Genomic DNA, 16,254 nt, shown 5'->3' on the forward strand with positions numbered 1-16,254 from the left:
TGGTGACATGCCCCGCCCCCGTGCGCGATAGCCTGCACGCGGCACACACGTGCGCGCGACGGGCGCACGACCACCTCAGTAGCGGCCCGCATCCGGAGGAGCCACGGCGATGGCGGAACACACCAGCTCGAGCATCACCATCGAGGCGGCACCGGCCGACGTCATGGCGGTGATCGCCGACTTCGCCCGCTACCCGGACTGGACCGGCGAGGTGAAGGAGGCGCAGGTCCTGGCGACCGACGCGCAGGGGCGTGCCGAGCAGGTCCGACTCGTCATGGACGCCGGGGCGATCAAGGACGACCAGACGCTGGGCTACACCTGGACCGGCGAGCACGAGGTCTCCTGGACGCTGGTGAAGTCGCAGATGCTGCGCTCCCTCGACGGCTCCTACCTGCTCCGCCCGGCGGGCACGGGCACGGAGGTCACCTACCGGCTCACGGTGGACGTCAAGATCCCCATGCTCGGCATGATCAAGCGCAAGGCGGAAAAGGTCATCATCGACCGGGCCTTGGCAGGCCTGAAGAAGCGAGTGGAGTCGAACCGCCCCTAGCCGCGCGGCAGCCACCGTGCCGCCCCCGCCCCCGCTGCGGGCAGCCGCCACGCCCCCCCCGCTGCGGGCAGCCACCGTGCCGCGCCCCCCGGCTGCGGGCAGCCGCCACCCCCCCCGCTGCGGGCAGTCGTGCCGCTGGGGCGGCACGGGTGGGCGCAGCGGCACCCCGCAACGCCGGGCCGCGCCCCCCGGCACCCCGGCGCACCCTTACCCGGCGTCGCCAAGGCACCCGCCCCCGGCGCCGCCAAGGCACCGGTACCGTTCACCCCCATGCGCACCCTCCTGATCACGGGCCCCGGCGGCACCGGCCGTACCACGCTCGCCGCCGCCACCGCGCTCAAGGCCGCCCGCCAGGGCACCCGCACCCTCCTCCTCGGCACCGACCGCGACGACACCCTCGGCGCCGTGCTCGGCGTGCGCACCGGCCCCGCGCCGACCACCGTCGAACCCGGCCTCACCGCCTGGCGCCCCGACGCCGCCCAGAGCTTCCGGGAAACCCTCGCCGCCCTCCAGGACCGCGCGGCCTCCGCCCTCGACCTGCTCGGCGCCTCCCGCCTCGAAACCGAGGAACTCACCCCGCTGCCCGGCGCCGACGACCTCGCCCTGCTGCGCGCCCTGCGCGAGGCCGCCCTCGCCGAGGCGCACGACCTCCTCGTCGTGGACCTCCCGCCCGCCCCGCGTGCCCTCGCCCTGCTCGCCGCACCCGAGGAACTGCGCCGCAGCCTGCGCCGTCTGCTCCCGCCCGAACGGCAGGCGGCCCGGGCCCTGCGCCCCGTCCTCGGCCGGCTCGCCGGCGTCCCCATGCCCACCGAGGCGCTGTACGAGGCCGCGGCCCGCTGGGACCTGGAACTCGCCGCCACCGAGGCCGTGCTGGCCGACCGGAACACCACCGTACGGCTGGTCGCCGAGCCCGGACCGGCCGGCGCCGACGCCGTCCTCGTCACCACCCTCGGCCTCGCCCTGCGCGGCCTGCGCACCGACCTGCTGGTCGCGAACCGCGTCCTGCCCGAGGACGTTCCGGCGGACAGCCGGCTCGGCGGCCTCCTCGCTCAGCAGCGCAAGACCCTGGAAGGGTGGCGGGAAACGCACGACGTCCACGCCGTCGCCCATCTCGGCCGGGACCCCCGGGGTACGGACGACCTGACGGCCCTGGACGTGCCGGGCGTCGACCCGGCCGCCTCCCCGGTCGAGTGGCCCGTCACCGACCAGCTGGCCGGGGACGGCGTGCTGGTCTGGCACATCCCGCTGCCCGGCGCCGTGCGCGAGCAGCTCGACCTGGTCCGCCGCGGTGACGAACTGGTCGTCGCCGCCGGGCCGTTCCGCCGCACGCTCCCGCTGCCCTCCGCGCTGCGCCGCTGCTCCGTGGACGGGGCCGCGCTGCGGGACGGCACACTCGCCGTCCGGTTCGCTCCGGACCCGGGGCAGTGGCCGCGGGAGCGCTGACCGGCGGAACCCGGCGGGACCGCGGCCCGTTCGGGTAACGTCGTAAGGACGAACCGTAGTCAGGAGTCCGTGATGAGCGAAGAGCTCCCCCCGTCCGAGGCCCCTCGCCCCGACGAGGCCGACGCGGTCGACGAGACGCGTGTGACCGGGGAGACCCGAGCCACGGACGGGACCCGCGCGACCGACGGGACCCGCGCGACCGACGGGACCCGTGCGACGGACGAGCCCCGTGCCGCGACCGACGCCGACGCCTGGGCGACGGCGTGCGCCGAGGACCTGGAGTCGGAGCAGGCCCGCCGCCGCGCCGCGTACGGGCCGCCGCCCGGCTCGGCCGCCGAGGAGCTGCGCCGGCTGGTCGACACCGTCGCCGACAAGCTGTCCGCCCTCCAGTCCCCGCTGCTCGGCCAGGTCGCCGGACCCGCCGCCCAGCAGGTGGTCCGGCAGGTCGTGCAGCAGGCGAAGGCCGCCGTCGAACCGGTCATCGAGCGCAACCCGGGGGTGTTCGACCACCTCGCCGCAGCGGGCGGTGAACTCCTCGCCGCCTACCGCTCCGCCGTCCAGAACCAGGAACGCCGCTGGACCACGGGCGACACCGCCCCGAAGGACCCGGGCGACCCCCGTGACCTGGACGAAAGCGGCACCGACGGCCGCGACGAGGACGACGGGGGCACCGGCCCGGGGCAGCGCATCGACCTGGACTGAGCCCCGCCTCGGGTACGGTTGCCCTTAGCGGGGCTCGACCGAACTGAGGGATTCATGGGACTCACCATCGGCGTCGACATCGGCGGCACGAAGATCGCGGCCGGCGTGGTCGACGAGGAAGGCAACATCCTCTCGACCCACAAGGTGCCGACCCCCACCACGCCCGAGGCCATCGTGGACGCCATCGCCTCCGCGGTGGAGGGCGCGCGCGTGGGGCACGAGATCGTCGGCGTCGGTATCGGTGCCGCCGGCTACGTCAACCGCCAGCGTTCGACGGTCTACTTCGCGCCCAACATCGACTGGCGCCAGGAACCGCTCAAGGAGAAGGTGCAGGCCCGCGTCGGTCTCCCCGTCGTCGTGGAGAACGACGCCAACGCCGCGGCCTGGGGCGAGTACAGGTTCGGCGGCGGCAAGGGCCACCGCAACGTCATCTGCATCACCCTCGGCACCGGCCTGGGCGGCGGCATCATCATCGGCAACAAGCTGCGCCGCGGTCACTTCGGCGTGGCCGCCGAGTTCGGCCACATCCGCATGGTGCCCGACGGCCTGCTGTGCGGCTGCGGTTCGCAGGGCTGCTGGGAGCAGTACGCGTCGGGCCGGGCCCTGGTGCGGTACGCCAAGCAGCGCGCCAACGCCACCCCCGAGCGCGCCGAGGTGCTGCTCGCGCTCGGCGACGGCACCCCCGACGGCATCGAGGGCAAGCACATCTCGGTCGCCGCCCGCCAGGGCTGCCCGGTCGCCGTCGACTCCTACCGGGAGCTGGCCCGCTGGGCCGGTGCCGGTCTCGCCGACCTGGCCTCGCTCTTCGACCCGTCCGCCTTCATCGTCGGCGGCGGTCTCTCGGACGAGGGCGACCTGGTCCTCGACCCGATCCGCAAGTCGTACAAGCGCTGGCTGGTCGGCGGCAACTGGCGTCCGGTCGCCGACGTGATCGCCGCCAAGCTCGGCAACAAGGCGGGCCTCGTGGGCGCGGCCGACCTGGCGAGGGAACCCGACCCGATCATGTAGGACTCGCGGGGCCCGCGTACGCGCGGGGCCTCGTGGACGACCGAGCCCGTCGAGCCCCGTCCGGGGACGACGGGCCGCGTCGTATCTTGATCCACATGGCAACGTCCTCGCTTCCTCCTCTTCCCAACTCCCATACCGAACCCGACGGTTCCGCGGTCGTCCGGGTCCTGAGCTACAACATCCGCTCGATGCGCGACGACACCGACGCCCTCGCCCGCGTCATCCGGGCCTGCGCACCCGACCTCGTCCTCCTCCAGGAGGCCCCCCGCCTCTTCCGCTGGCGCAAGAAGATCACCCGGCTCGCCGCGGCGTGCGACCTGGTCCTCCTCTCCGGCGGCGGCACCGCGGCCGGGCCCGCCCTGCTGTGCTCCCTGCGGGCCACCGTGGAGCGCACCGAGGACGCGCTGCTCCCGCTCACCCCCGGTCAGCACCGCAGGGGCCTGGCCACCGCCGTGGTCAGGATCGGCGGAGCCCGTCTCGGCGTGCTCAGCACGCACCTGTCGCTGCGGGCGGACGAACGCCACGAGCAGGCCGGTCTGCTCCTCGACCACCTGGCCGCCCTCGGCGTGACGCACGCCGTGGCGGGCGGCGACCTGAACGAGCGCCCCGGCGGCCGCACCTTCCGGCGGCTCGGGGACGGACTGCGCGACTGCTGGACGGCCGCACCCTGGGGCGGGGAGTACACCTTCCCGGCCGGCGCGCCGGACCGCCGTATCGACGCGGTCTTCGTCACCGAGGGCGTCGAGGTGCTCGGCTGCGGGGTGCCGTCGGGACTGCCCGGGGTGGCCGAGCACGACCTGAGGGCGGCCACCGACCACCTGCCGGTCCTGACCGCCCTCCGCGTACCCGCGGCGCGCACCTGACGCGCCGCTCCCGGGCCGGCTACACCACCGCGCCCCGCCCCGGATCGTCGTCGTCCTCTTCACCCGTCCGCATCCGCACGACCAGGGTGGCGAAGCCCCCGAGGAAGCCGCCGATGCTCAGGGTCGTCAGCCACCAGGTCATCTCCCAGCCGAGCACCACCGCCAGCAGGAGCAGCACCGGGCCGCCGAGCACGCCCAGCCAGGCGAACTTCGCGGTGGGGTCGGCGTCGGGCAGCGGCGGCGGCTCGGGCGGCACGAAGTGACCCTCGTCGTCCGCGTCGAAGTCGTCGTCGGACGGTTCGGCGGGGGTGTGGTCGCGGGGGCCGATGCCGGGAGCGAAGGCCACGGAGCTGCCCAGCGGCCGCTCCGAGGACGGCCGGTCCGCCGCGGGCTTCTCGTCGTTCACCTCCGGCTCCAGCAGGGCCAGGTCCTCGATCGACTTGAAGGGCTTCGCGCCCGGCGGGTCCGGCGGCTCGTCCCCGTACCCGGCGACGATCGCGTCCCAGGCCGCGTCCTCGTCGAAGGGCGTCCCCTGCGCCCCGGGACCGCCGTCCGCCGCGCGCTCCCGTCCCTCGCGGTGCTCCCGCTCCAGGTCCCGCTCCTCGCGGTCCTCGCGGTCCTCGCGGTCGGAGTCGTGCTCAGCCACCTGCGGCCGTCCCTTCCTTGCCGAGACCGGAATCCGGTTCCGTGACGGAACCGGGCGCGAGCCGGCCGATGAACGCGACGCTCTCCGCGAAGATCCGGTCCGCATCGTGGTCCAACGTCGCCACGTGGTAGCTCTGTTCCAGCAGGATCTCGGTCACGTCCGTCGACGAGACCCGGCCCAGGATGCGCGCCGAGTCGGCCGGCGGCACCACGTGGTCCTGCGGGCTGCGCAGCAACAGCAGCGGCTGGGTCACCTGCGGCAGGTCGCCGTCGGCGAGACGGAAGAACGCGCGCAGCGAGTGCGCCGAGTGCAGCGGCACCCGGTCGTACCCCAGCTCCGTGCTGCGCGGCTTGGCGATGTCACTGGCGATGCCCTTCGTCGCCGGCACCAGGTGGCGCAGGACCGGCAGGGCGTGCTGGGCCACCCCGTGCATCCGGTTCGCCGGGTTCACCACGACGACGCCCTGCACCGCCTCCCCGTGCTTGGCGGCGAGCCGCAGTGCCAGCGCGCCGCCCATGGACAGGCCGGCCACGAAGACCCGCGTGCAGCGCTCGCGCAGGGCGCGCAGCTCGCGGTCCACCTCCGCGTACCAGTCCTGCCACCCGGTGACCTGCATGTCCTGCCACCGGGTGCCGTGCCCGGGCAGCAGCGGCAGCGAGACCGTCAGGCCGCGCGCGGCCAGGTACCGGCCCCAGGGGCGCAGCGACTGCGGGGAACCGGTGAAACCGTGACAGAGGAGGACGCCGGCCTCCCCGCCCTCGTGGCGGAACGGCTCGGCTCCGGGCAGGACCGACACGTCTCGGTCTCCTGTCGTCAGGGGGACTCGCGGGGCTTTCACCGTACGCGACCGCACGGACACCGACCAGGGCCGTCGGCGCCATTGACGGTGCCGCGGGATAAGGTCTGAACTTCGGACACGGGAGGCACTGGGTTGCTGTACGGCACGATGAAGGTCACCATCGGGGGGTCGCTGAAGCTCGCCTTCCGGCCCTGGGTGGAAGGGCTGGAGCACATCCCGGCCGACGGCCCCGCCATCCTGGCGAGCAACCACCTGTCGTTCTCCGACTCGTTCTTCCTGCCCGCCGTCCTCGACCGCAAGGTGACCTTCATCGCCAAGGCCGAGTACTTCAACACCCCCGGGCTCAAGGGCAGGCTGACCGCGGCGTTCTTCAAGGGCGTGGGCCAGCTCCCGGTGGACCGTTCCGGCGCGCGCGGCGCGGGCGAGGCCGCCATCAAGAGCGGCATAGAGGTCCTGGAGCGCGGCGAGCTGTTCGGCATCTACCCCGAGGGCACGCGTTCCCCGGACGGCCGCCTGTACCGGGGCAAGCCGGGCGGCCTCGCCCGGGTGGCCCTGGCCACCGGCGCGCCCGTCATCCCGGTCGCCATGATCGACACCGAGAAGATCCAGCCGCCCGGCCAGGTGATGCCGAAGCTGATGCGGCCCGGCATCCGCATCGGCAAGCCGCTCGACTTCTCCCGCTACCAGGGCATGGAGCACGACCGCTTCGTGCTGCGCGCGGTGACCGACGAGGTCATGTACGAGATCATGAGGCTCTCCGGCCAGGAGTACGTCGACATGTACGCGACCGCCATGAAACGACAGCTCGCGGAGGCGACGAAGGCCGAGAAGGCGGCGAAGGCCGAGAAGGCGGCCAGGACGGCCAAGGCCGAGAAGAGCGGGACCGGGACCGGGACCTAGTCCGGGCAGGGGCCCGGGCACGGCGGCACCGGGGACGGGACGACCGGGCACCGTGGTCGGGAGAGGGGGGACATGGCCAGGCGCGAGAGAGTCATGAGGATGTCGGTCGAGCTGCCGCTGTGGCGCGCGCTCGCCGGCTACCGCGTGCTCACCATGCTGTACGCGATCGGCTTCTTCGCCACCGCCTGGTCCGGCTTCGTCCGCCCCTGGCTGGCCGTCGCCTACTACGCCGTCCTCTTCGTCTGGACCCTGGCCACCCTCCCCAAGGTCACGAACGCGGCGAGCTGCACCAGCCGGTTCCTCGCCGCCGACCTCGCCGTCGCCCTGACCGGCATCCTGCTCACCCCCCTCGCCGACGCCCACGAGCGCGTCATGGACGGCGGTCCGACGCTGCCGTCGATATGGACCGCCGGTTCCGTACTGGCCTTCGCGATCAAGGGCGGCTGGCGCTGGGCGGCCGTGGCCTCCACCCTGGTCGCCGTCGCCAACCTGGCCGAACGCGGCACCCCGGCCCGCGACACCGTCCACAACGTCATCCTCGTCTGGGTCGCCTCCATCGCCATCGGCTACGTCGTCGAGGTCGCCCGTGCCTCCGAGCGCACCCTCGCCCGCGCCCTGGAGATCGAGGCCGCGACCAGGGAACGCGAGCGGCTCGCCCGGGACATCCACGACAGCGTCCTCCAGGTGCTGGCGATGGTGCAGCGCAGGGGCGCCGTCATCGGCGGCGAGGCGGCCGAGCTGGGCCGGCTGGCCGGGGAGCAGGAGGTGGCCCTGCGCACCCTGGTCTCCGGCGGCCTGGTACCCGTCTCCCGCGTCTCGGAGGACGCAGCCGACGGCGCGGTCGTCCGGGTGGTCGACGAACCGGAGGGTGCGGACCCGGACGCCCCCGTCGACCTGCGGGCCCTGCTCGCCCCGTACGCCGGCTCGCTGGTGAACCTCGCCGAGCCGGGCGCCCCCGTCCTGCTCGCCCCCCGGGCGGCGCGGGAACTGGCGGCCGCCGTGGGCGCCGCCCTGGACAACGTCCGGACACACGTCGGGGAGCGGGCGCGCGCCTGGATCCTGGTCGAGGACGAACCGGACGAGGTGATCGTCACCGTCCGCGACGAGGGGCCGGGCATCGCCGAGGGCCGGCTCGCCGAGGCCGAGGGCGAGGGACGGCTCGGCGTGGCCCTGTCGATCCGCGGCCGGCTGCGCGACCTCGGAGGCACGGCCGAACTGATCTCGGTGCCCGGACAGGGCACGGAGGTCGAGCTGAAGGCACCGAAGAAGACCGTCGGTACCGGCAGGGGTACCACCGCACGGGGGAAGGCAGTGGACCATGAGTGAACGACAGCGGATGCCGGGTGAACGGCGCGGCCCGGAACGGGAGGGCCCGGTCAGGGTCATGGTGGTCGACGACCACCCGATGTGGCGCGACGCCGTCGCCCGGGACCTGGCCGAGTCGGGCTTCGACGTGGTCGCCACCGCGGGCGACGGCGACCAGGCGGTGCGCCGGGCCGCGGCCGTCGCTCCGGACGTCCTCGTCCTCGACCTCAACCTGCCCGGCAAGCCCGGCGTCCAGGTCTGCAAGGAGGTCCTCGGCGCCGACCCCACGCTGCGCGTGCTGGTGCTCTCGGCGAGCGGGGAGCACGCCGACGTGCTGGAGGCGGTGAAGTCCGGCGCGACCGGATACCTGCTGAAGTCGGCCTCCACGGAGGAGCTGCGGGACGCGGTGCGCCGTACGGCCGCCGGTGACCCGGTCTTCACCCCGGGGCTCGCCGGGCTCGTCCTCGGCGAATACCGCCGCCTCGCCTCCGAACCCGCCCCTGCCGCCGGCACCGACGATCCCGGCGCGCCCCGGCTCACCGACCGGGAGACCGAGGTGCTGCGCCTGGTCGCCAAGGGCCTGAGCTACAAGCAGATCGCCGAACGCCTCGTCATCTCCCACCGCACCGTGCAGAACCACGTCCAGAACACCCTCGGCAAGCTCCAGCTGCACAACCGGGTGGAACTGGTGCGGTACGCGATAGAACGCGGTCTGGACGACGCCTGACCCACGCGGGACAGTGGCCTCAACCACCCACCCTGGCAAAGGGGTTGTGCGATGAAGGTCGGAGTACTGACCGGAGGCGGCGACTGCCCCGGGCTCAACGCCGTCATCCGGGCCGTCGTCCGCAAGGGCGTCCAGGAGTACGGCTACGACTTCACCGGCTTCCGGGACGGCTGGCGCGGCCCCCTGGAGGGCGACACCGTCCCGCTCGACATCCCGGCCGTCCGCGGCATCCTGCCCCGCGGCGGCACCGTCCTCGGCTCCTCGCGCACCAATCCGCTCCAGCAGCAGGACGGCATCCGGCGCATCAAGGACAACCTCGCCGCGCTCGGCGTCGACGCACTCATCACCATCGGCGGCGAGGACACCCTCGGCGTCGCCACCCGCCTCGCGGACGAGTACGCCGTGCCCTGCGTCGGCGTCCCCAAGACCATCGACAACGACCTGTCCGCCACCGACTACACCTTCGGGTTCGACACCGCCGTCGGCATCGCCACGGAGGCCATCGACCGGCTGCACACCACGGCCGAGTCCCACATGCGCGTCCTGGTCGTCGAGGTCATGGGCCGGCACGCCGGCTGGATCGCCCTGCACTCGGGCCTGGCCGGCGGCGCCAACGTCATCCTCATCCCCGAACAGCGCTTCGACGTCGAGCAGGTGTGCACCTGGGTGACCTCCCGGTTCCGGGCGTCCTACGCCCCGATCGTGGTCGTCGCCGAGGGGGCGATGCCCCGCGACGGCGACCTGGTGCTCAAGGACGAGTCGCTGGACTCCTACGGGCACGTCCGGCTGTCCGGGGTCGGCGAGTGGCTGGCCAAGCAGATCGAGAAACGCACCGGCAAGGAGGCCCGCACCACCGTCCTCGGCCACGTCCAGCGCGGCGGCACCCCCAGCGCCTTCGACCGCTGGCTCGCCACCCGTTTCGGACTGCACGCCATCGACTGCGTGCGCGACGGGGACTTCGGGAAGATGGTCGCCCTGCGCGGCACGGACATCGTCCGCGTCCCCATCGCCGAGGCCACCGCCCGGCTGAAGACCGTCGACCCGGCGCTGTACGAGGAGGTCGGCGTCTTCTTCGGCTGACCCCCGGCGGACGACCGCTGACCGGCGACGGCGGGCCGGGGGCCGTATATTCGGCCCGGAGCCCACCGGAACGGGAGCGGTCATGGAGATCCTTGCCTTCGGCGTCCAGGCCGACGAGAAGCCCCTGATCGAGCGGGCCTTCCGCGACCACGAGGACGTCCGCTGCCTGGACGTCTTCCTCAACGAGGACACCGCGCCCATCGCGGCCGGCCACGAGATCGTCTCCACGTCCGTCAACGCCGACCTCGGCGCGGACGTCCTGGAGATCCTCGCGGCCGGCGGCACCCGGATGGTGGCCCAGCGCTCCACCGGCTTCAACAACGTCGACCTGGACACCGCCGAGCGGCTCGGCATCACCGTGGCCCGGGTGTCGTCCTACTCGCCCTACTCGGTCGCCGAGTTCGCCTGGACCCTCGCCATGGCCGTCAACCGGCGGATCGTGCGCGCCTCCACCCGCACCCGCGACTTCGACTTCCGCCTGCACGGCCTGATGGGCCGCGACCTGCACGGCCGCACCGCCGGGATCCTCGGCACCGGCAAGATCGGCGAGGCCTTCGCCCGCATCGCCCACGGCTTCGGCATGCGGCTGCTCGGCTGGGACGTCGCCGAGAACCCGGCCTGCGCGGAGCTGGGCATGCGGTACGTCCCGAAGGACGAGCTGCTGGCCCGCTCCGACCTGATCACGCTGCACGTCCCGCTGATGCCCGACACCCGGCACCTGATCGACGCGGCCGCCCTGAAGTCGATGCGGGACGACGCCATCCTGATCAACTCCAGCCGGGGCGGCCTGGTCGACACCGCGGCCCTCGTCGGCGAGCTGCGCGCGGGCCGCTTCACGGGCGTGGGCCTGGACGTGTACGAGGCGGAGGCGGGCCTGTTCTTCCTCGACAAGTCCCTGGAGGCCGTCGGGGACGACACCCTGGCCCGCCTCGTCACCTTCCCGAACGTCCTGGTCACCTCGCACCAGGCGTACTACACCGAGGACGCCGTCGGTCAGATCGTCGACACGACGGCGCGCAACGTCCTCGACTACCGTCAGGGCCGCCGCTCCGAGAACGTGCTCGTCCCGCGCAGCTGACCGGTCAGCTCCCGCACGACGGCCGTGCCGTTCAGCGTCAGCACCGACTCGGGATGGAACTGCACCCCGGCGAAACCCGCACCCCGCAGCGCGTGCACCTCGCCGCCCGCCGAACGGCTCACCTCGACGCCCCGCGCGGCCAGCGCAACGGCCGCCGCGTCGTCGCAGCGCGCGGTGAAGCTGTTGTAGAAGCCGACCGTCTCCGGCCGCCCGAACAGGTCGATCTCCGTCTGCGCCCCCTGGTACGGCACCGCCTTGCGTACGACGGCGAGGCCCAGCTCCGCCGCGATCAGCTCGTGCCCGAGGCAGACCCCGAGGACGCCGTGCCGGTTCGCCGCGAGCAGCTCGGCGGTCAGGGACCGCAGGAAGCGCATCTTCGGGTCGGCCGGGTCACCGGGGTCGCCGGGGCCCGGCCCCAGCACCACCGGCCCGCCCTCGTGCCCGAGCGCCGCCTCGCGCAGCCCCGGCTCGTCGTAGCGCCGTACGCTCACCGCGAGCCCCGAGGAACGCAGCAGGTGCGCGAGCATCGCCGTGAAGGTGTCCTCCGCGTCGACGACCAGGGCGTGTCCGCTCAGCGCGGCCGACGGCTCCTGCATCCGCAGCCAGAACGGGGCCAGCGAGGCGCGGCGCCCGTCCAGCGCCGCCCGCACCCGGGGATCGTCGGCCAGCCGGGGCCGCCCGGCCTCCGCACGCGGCCGGGACGGACCCACGCCGAGCGCCGCCAGCACCCCGGCCGCCTTGGCGTGGGTCTCGGCGACCTCGCCCGCCGGGTCCGAACCGCGCACCAGCGTGGCGCCGACCGGCACCCGCAGCCGCCCGTCGGCGTCGATGTCGGCGGTGCGGATCAGGATGGGGGAGTCGAGGGTCGGGTGACCGCCCGGCCGCCCCGGCCCGTCCCCGGCGTCCCGGCCGAGCAGTGCCAGCGCGCCCGCGTAGTAGCCGCGCCCGCCGGCCTCGTGCCGCTCGATGACCCGGCAGGCGTTCTGCACCGGCGAGCCGGTGACCGTCGCCGCGAACATGGTCTCCCGCAGCACCTCCCGCACGTCCAGGGAGGACTTCCCGCGCAGCTCGTACTCGGTGTGCGCGAGGTGCGCCATCTCCTTCAGCCGCGGGCCGACGACCACCCCGCCCATGTCGCCGACGGTGCACATCATCTTGAGCTCCTCGTCGACGACCATCGACAGCTCCTCGATCTCCTTGCCGTCGGCGAGGAAGTCCAGCAGGTGCTCCGGCGTCGGCCCCTCGGCGGGATAGCGGTACGTGCCGCTGATCGGGTTCATGACGACCGTGCCGCCGGACATCCGCACGTGCACCTCGGGGCTCGCGCCCACCAGCGTGCGGTCCCCGGTGTGCACCACGAACGTCCAGTACGCGCCCCGCTCGCCGACCAGCAGCCGCCGGAACAGGGCCAGCGCGTCGGCCCGCCCGAACCCCGGGACGCGGCCCTCGTACGTCCGCCGGATCACGAAGTTGGCGCCCTCGCCCCGCCCGATCTCCTCGTCGAGGACCCGCCCGACGATCCGCGCGTACTCCTCGTCGCCGACGTCGAAGCCGCCGCCCTCGACCCGGACCTCGTGCGCGGGCAACTGCGCCAGCGCCTCGGCGAGCGGGATGTCGTACCGCTCCTCGGGGGTGAGCATCAGCAGGGGCGTGCCGTCGTCGCGGACGTCGAAGCCGCGCTCGCGGATCTGCCGGAAGGGGACCAGCGCCAGCCCCTCGTCGGGCAGGTCGGCGAGTCTGTCGTGCTGCGCGACCGGGCCGACCAGCAGCTCGACCACGTCGTGGTCGTGACCGGGGGCGCGGCGGCGGAGCAGGGCGAACGGGCGGGAGTCGGCCGGCAGGCCGTCGAGCGGACTCGTGCGGGGTGCGGGGTGCGGTGTCATGGTGGTGTCCCTCTGTCGGTAAGGGACGGTCCCGGCCGCGGAAACACCGAAGGCCGCCCCTCGGGCGGCCTTCGCGAAGTCGTGCGTCGCGCGTTGTCAGTGGGCCGCCGGATGAGCGGTCCACCACCAGTTCTGGGTCGAGTGCGCGAACATGCCGCCGACCCTAGCGCATCCGGGCGCGGCGCCGCGGCACGTCCCGCGATGCGGGACGGCAGCGACGCCGCGGACGGTGTGCCGGGTCACCGGCGGGTGTCTCACATGAGCATGCCGTAGGTGTTCCAGCCGCCGCCGACCTTGGTGCGGGCCTTGAACGGTGCCGAGGCGCTGCCGGTGCCCTGGTAGAACCAGAGCACGCCGTCCTTGTCCCGGGCGACGAGGTCGGGCACACCGTCCCGGTTCAGGTCGCTGGGGCCGAGCAGCGCGTCGTAGACGGACCAGCCGCGGCCGATCTGGGTGCGGGACTCGAACACGGCCGACGCCTTGCCGGTGCCCTTGTAGAGCCAGAGCACGCCGCTCTTGTCGCGGGCGACCAGGTCCGGCTTGCCGTCGCCCGTGAGGTCACCGGTGTCGGCGAGCGCGTTGTACATGTTCCAGCCGCCGCCGATCCTGGCCTTGCTCTCGAAGGGCGCGGAGGTCGTGCCGGTGCCCTTGTAGAGCCACAGCACGCCGCTCTTGTCGCGGGCCACCAGGTCCGGCTTGCCGTCGCCCGTGAGGTCGCGGGCGCCGGTGATCGTGTCGTAGACGGACCAGCCGCCGCCGACCCGGGTGCGCGCGGCGAACGGCTCCGTCAGGTCGCCGCTGCCCTTGTAGTACCAGAGCACGCCGCTCTTGTCGCGGGCCACCATGTCGCCGGTGCCGTCGGCGCGCAGCGCCGTCAGCGTCGTCACCGCGTTGTAGGTGTTCCAGCCGCCGCCGACGCGGAAGCGGGCGAAGAACGGCGAGGACGCGGTGCCGGTGCCCTGGTACTGCCACAGCACGCCCGAGGCGTCCCGGCCGAGGATGTCGTACCGGTTGGTGCCCGGGTCGGGCGCGGCGCCCTTGACCAGCTGGACGTCGGCCGTGCGGACGTAACCGACGCGGTGGTTGAAGCGGATCGGGTAGTACGTGGTGTCGCCCACGACCACAGTGCGCGAGCCCGCGCCCGACCCGTCCATGTTGCCGCTGTTGTAGTAGGAGCCCTTCAGGGCGCCACCGGCGAGGGTGTACTTCTGCCCGGCGAGGACGCCGTACTTGGTCAGCGACTCGTTGTTCTTGCTCTGGACCGGCACCCCGGTGCCCGCGTACGCGCTGTCCTCGGGGTAGGCCCGCCCGTACACGGGGACCGAGCTCGCGCCCGCCTTGGGCGTGATCACGTCCGGCGTGCCGGCGGCCGTGGCGAACTGGCCGCCCCGGTTGTAGAACCAGGCCTTCTTGCCGCCGTACCAGACGGCCGTCCAGTCCTGCCGTGCCTCGGCGACCACGTACTCACCGCCGGCCAGGACCTTGTTGCCCCAGTTCCAGCCCTCGCTCCAGGTCTGGCTGCCCAGGTAGGGGTCGGTGAGGGTGGCCGACGAGGTGGACGGCGAGGAGTACAGGTACGCGAAGTTCGCCGGCTGCGCGGGGACCGAGGAGCCGTTGTTGGTGATCTTCGGCTGGTTGGCCGTGGTGAACGGCGGGACGACGCGGACCACCTGGCCGGCCTTGTACGGGCCGCCCGGTCCCTCGGCGCCGGTGGGGGCGCCCAGCAGGCCCATGTAGTGGTTCCAGTCCCAGAACGGGCCCGGGTCCCAGTGCTGGGACTTCACGTTGCCGTCCAGGACGCCCGGGATCTCGTCGTGGCCGATGATGTGCTCACGGTCCAGCGGGATGCCGAACCTGCCGGCCAGGTACTTCACCAGGGCGGCCGACGACTCGTACTGCGGCTCGGTGTACCAGCTGCCGTTCTTGATCGCGTAACCCTCGTGCTCGATACCGATCGAGTGCATGTTGAGGGTCTTGTTGGCCGCGTGCCACGCCTCGTTCTTCGTCTCGACCAGCTGGGTGACCAGACCGTCGGAGGCGCGGACCAGGTAGTGGGTGCTGGCGTACGACAGGGAGTTCTGGAAGACGCCCAGCGCGCTGCTGTAGCTGCCCTCGGTGTCGTGGATCACGATCGAGGTGATCTCGTGGCCGGCCGTGGGGCGGCTCGCGACGTTGTAGTTGCCCCAGTCGTCGATGGCGCCGTTCTGCTTGTAGGCGGCGGGACGGAAGTCGCAGCGCAGACCGGACGGGCACTCGGGGGCCGGGGCGGCGGAGCCCGCGGCCAGCTCCAGGTCCGTCGTCTGCCGCGGCTTCACGGCCGGGTCGGCGGGGAGGCTGAGGGTCTGGCCGTCGGCGGTGACGCGCTGCTCACCGCTCCTGACCGTGTCGAACACGCGCTGCGCGAAGAGCTGCGCGCCCTTGGTGTCCGGGGCCTGGCTGGCCCGGGCCACGGCCGGGTACCAGGCGCCGGGGTCCTCGGGCAGCGAACCGGTGGCGTCCTTCTGGTACTTGGCCAGCAGCGCGGCGCCCGCCCGGATGCTCTCGCCGGTGTCGCTGCGCACCTTCTCGGCGGAGGTGTCGATGAGGCCGGCCGCCTCGTCCAGGGTGTGCAGCCGCGGGTCGTCGGTGTCGACCGGCTCCTCGTCGAGGCTCTCCAGCGCCTTGTCGGCGTCGAAGTGCTTCTCGACGACCGGGTCACCGCTGCGGTTCATGTGCTCGAGCCGGTGCTCGCGCTCCTCGGCGGCGCCGCCGTTCTCCAGGCTGTCCGCGTCGACGTCCGTGAGCCCCATCACGTTGTACGCGCCGGTGGTGCTCGGCAGCCCGTCGTGGTCCTCCCAGCGCGTCTGCCGGTACGAGACCGCCATCAGCACGCTCTGCGGGACGTCGAACTCCTCGGCGGCCTGCTCGAACTCCGTCTGCAGCCGTGCTCCCGCCGGTACGGCCGCCTCGGCGGCGTCCGAGCCGAGGAGGCCGGGCGAGGCCAGGGCAAGAGTGCCGGCCGTGGCGGCGACGGCCACCGCCGTGGCGACGCCGTAGACCAGCAGCCTCTTCTTCTTGCGGTCTCTTCGATGCTCAGCGCTCAAAACCCCACCCCGGTATGCGCTCGGTATGAACATGTATGTGTGCAGCTGCGATGTCTGCGATGCCTGGGACGCGATCCCAGGAAACGCGTGAGGTTACCAACCCGTCGGCCGCCGCCCGCGCCGGGGGCCCGTCTCATCTGTCGAGCCACGGCGAAAAGCGCGTGGCGTGACCCCTTAGTGTTGAGGG

At 73.3% G+C, this 16,254-nt stretch carries 15 protein-coding genes; 10 read left to right on the forward strand and 5 right to left on the reverse strand.

Annotation, left to right across the window (positions count from 1 at the left end):
* The first annotated feature begins 109 nt into the window (after positions 1 to 109).
* The 5 genes from ACIBCJ_RS16210 (at position 110) to ACIBCJ_RS16230 (ending at position 4,566) form a co-directional block, all read left to right on the forward strand.
* Positions 110 to 550 (forward strand): SRPBCC family protein, encoded by a 441-nt coding sequence (locus ACIBCJ_RS16210; protein WP_133888384.1) that lies wholly within the window; start codon positions 110 to 112, stop codon positions 548 to 550.
* A 270-nt stretch (positions 551 to 820) separates the two neighbouring features.
* Positions 821 to 1,993, forward strand: a complete 1,173-nt coding sequence (locus tag ACIBCJ_RS16215; protein WP_365980146.1) for an ArsA-related P-loop ATPase — start codon at positions 821 to 823, stop codon at positions 1,991 to 1,993.
* 72 nt (positions 1,994 to 2,065) lie between these two features.
* Complete coding sequence (locus ACIBCJ_RS16220) at positions 2,066 to 2,695, forward strand: DUF5304 domain-containing protein (RefSeq protein WP_365980147.1); 630 nt, start codon at positions 2,066 to 2,068, stop codon at positions 2,693 to 2,695.
* Between the two features lie 54 nt (positions 2,696 to 2,749).
* A complete protein-coding gene (locus tag ACIBCJ_RS16225; RefSeq protein ID WP_133888387.1) occupies positions 2,750 to 3,703 on the forward strand; it encodes an ROK family glucokinase in 954 nt (317 codons plus the stop codon).
* Between the two features lie 95 nt (positions 3,704 to 3,798).
* A complete protein-coding gene (locus tag ACIBCJ_RS16230) occupies positions 3,799 to 4,566 on the forward strand; it encodes an endonuclease/exonuclease/phosphatase family protein (protein ID WP_362505500.1) in 768 nt (255 codons plus the stop codon).
* A 19-nt stretch (positions 4,567 to 4,585) separates the two neighbouring features.
* Here the strand turns inward: ACIBCJ_RS16230 and ACIBCJ_RS16235 are convergent, their stop codons facing one another.
* On the reverse strand, positions 4,586 to 5,212 hold the full coding sequence (locus ACIBCJ_RS16235) for a hypothetical protein (protein ID WP_365980149.1): 627 nt from the start codon (positions 5,210 to 5,212) through the stop codon (positions 4,586 to 4,588).
* Positions 5,205 to 6,008, reverse strand: a complete 804-nt coding sequence (locus tag ACIBCJ_RS16240) for an alpha/beta fold hydrolase (RefSeq protein WP_362505494.1) — start codon at positions 6,006 to 6,008, stop codon at positions 5,205 to 5,207. Before ACIBCJ_RS16240 ends, ACIBCJ_RS16235 begins: the two co-directional genes overlap by 8 nt.
* A gap of 150 nt (positions 6,009 to 6,158) precedes the next feature.
* On the opposite strand from ACIBCJ_RS16240, the gene ACIBCJ_RS16245 reads away from it, so the two are divergent.
* From ACIBCJ_RS16245 to ACIBCJ_RS16265, 5 genes are all read left to right on the forward strand, one after another.
* On the forward strand, positions 6,159 to 6,911 hold the full coding sequence (locus ACIBCJ_RS16245; protein ID WP_362102345.1) for a lysophospholipid acyltransferase family protein: 753 nt from the start codon (positions 6,159 to 6,161) through the stop codon (positions 6,909 to 6,911).
* A 72-nt stretch (positions 6,912 to 6,983) separates the two neighbouring features.
* Entirely contained in the window at positions 6,984 to 8,237 is a 1,254-nt protein-coding gene (macS, locus tag ACIBCJ_RS16250) for a MacS family sensor histidine kinase (protein WP_365980150.1), read from the forward strand.
* On the forward strand, positions 8,230 to 8,943 hold the full coding sequence (locus ACIBCJ_RS16255) for a response regulator transcription factor (RefSeq protein ID WP_362102038.1): 714 nt from the start codon (positions 8,230 to 8,232) through the stop codon (positions 8,941 to 8,943). The genes macS and ACIBCJ_RS16255 overlap by 8 nt, the downstream gene beginning before the upstream one ends.
* 51 nt (positions 8,944 to 8,994) lie before the next feature.
* Positions 8,995 to 10,023, forward strand: coding sequence for a 6-phosphofructokinase (locus tag ACIBCJ_RS16260; RefSeq protein WP_365980151.1), 1,029 nt, complete (start codon positions 8,995 to 8,997; stop codon positions 10,021 to 10,023).
* 82 nt (positions 10,024 to 10,105) lie between these two features.
* Positions 10,106 to 11,101, forward strand: coding sequence for a 2-hydroxyacid dehydrogenase (locus ACIBCJ_RS16265; protein WP_365980152.1), 996 nt, complete (start codon positions 10,106 to 10,108; stop codon positions 11,099 to 11,101).
* On the opposite strand, the gene ACIBCJ_RS16270 is transcribed toward ACIBCJ_RS16265, so the two are convergent.
* The 3 genes from ACIBCJ_RS16270 to ACIBCJ_RS16280 form a co-directional block, all read right to left on the reverse strand.
* Positions 11,059 to 12,984, reverse strand: a complete 1,926-nt coding sequence (locus ACIBCJ_RS16270) for an anthranilate synthase family protein (protein WP_365980153.1) — start codon at positions 12,982 to 12,984, stop codon at positions 11,059 to 11,061. The two genes, ACIBCJ_RS16265 and ACIBCJ_RS16270, sit on opposite strands and share 43 nt — an antisense overlap.
* Before the next feature lie 96 nt (positions 12,985 to 13,080).
* Positions 13,081 to 13,137 (reverse strand): trp operon leader peptide, encoded by a 57-nt coding sequence (locus ACIBCJ_RS16275; protein WP_071528813.1) that lies wholly within the window; start codon positions 13,135 to 13,137, stop codon positions 13,081 to 13,083.
* 101 nt (positions 13,138 to 13,238) lie between these two features.
* Positions 13,239 to 16,067, reverse strand: coding sequence for an N-acetylmuramoyl-L-alanine amidase (locus ACIBCJ_RS16280; protein ID WP_365980155.1), 2,829 nt, complete (start codon positions 16,065 to 16,067; stop codon positions 13,239 to 13,241).
* Between the last annotated feature and the right edge of the window lie 187 nt (positions 16,068 to 16,254).

It is taken from the genome of Streptomyces sp. NPDC051136, from assembly GCF_044455745.1.
GTDB lineage: Bacteria > Actinomycetota > Actinomycetes > Streptomycetales > Streptomycetaceae > Streptomyces.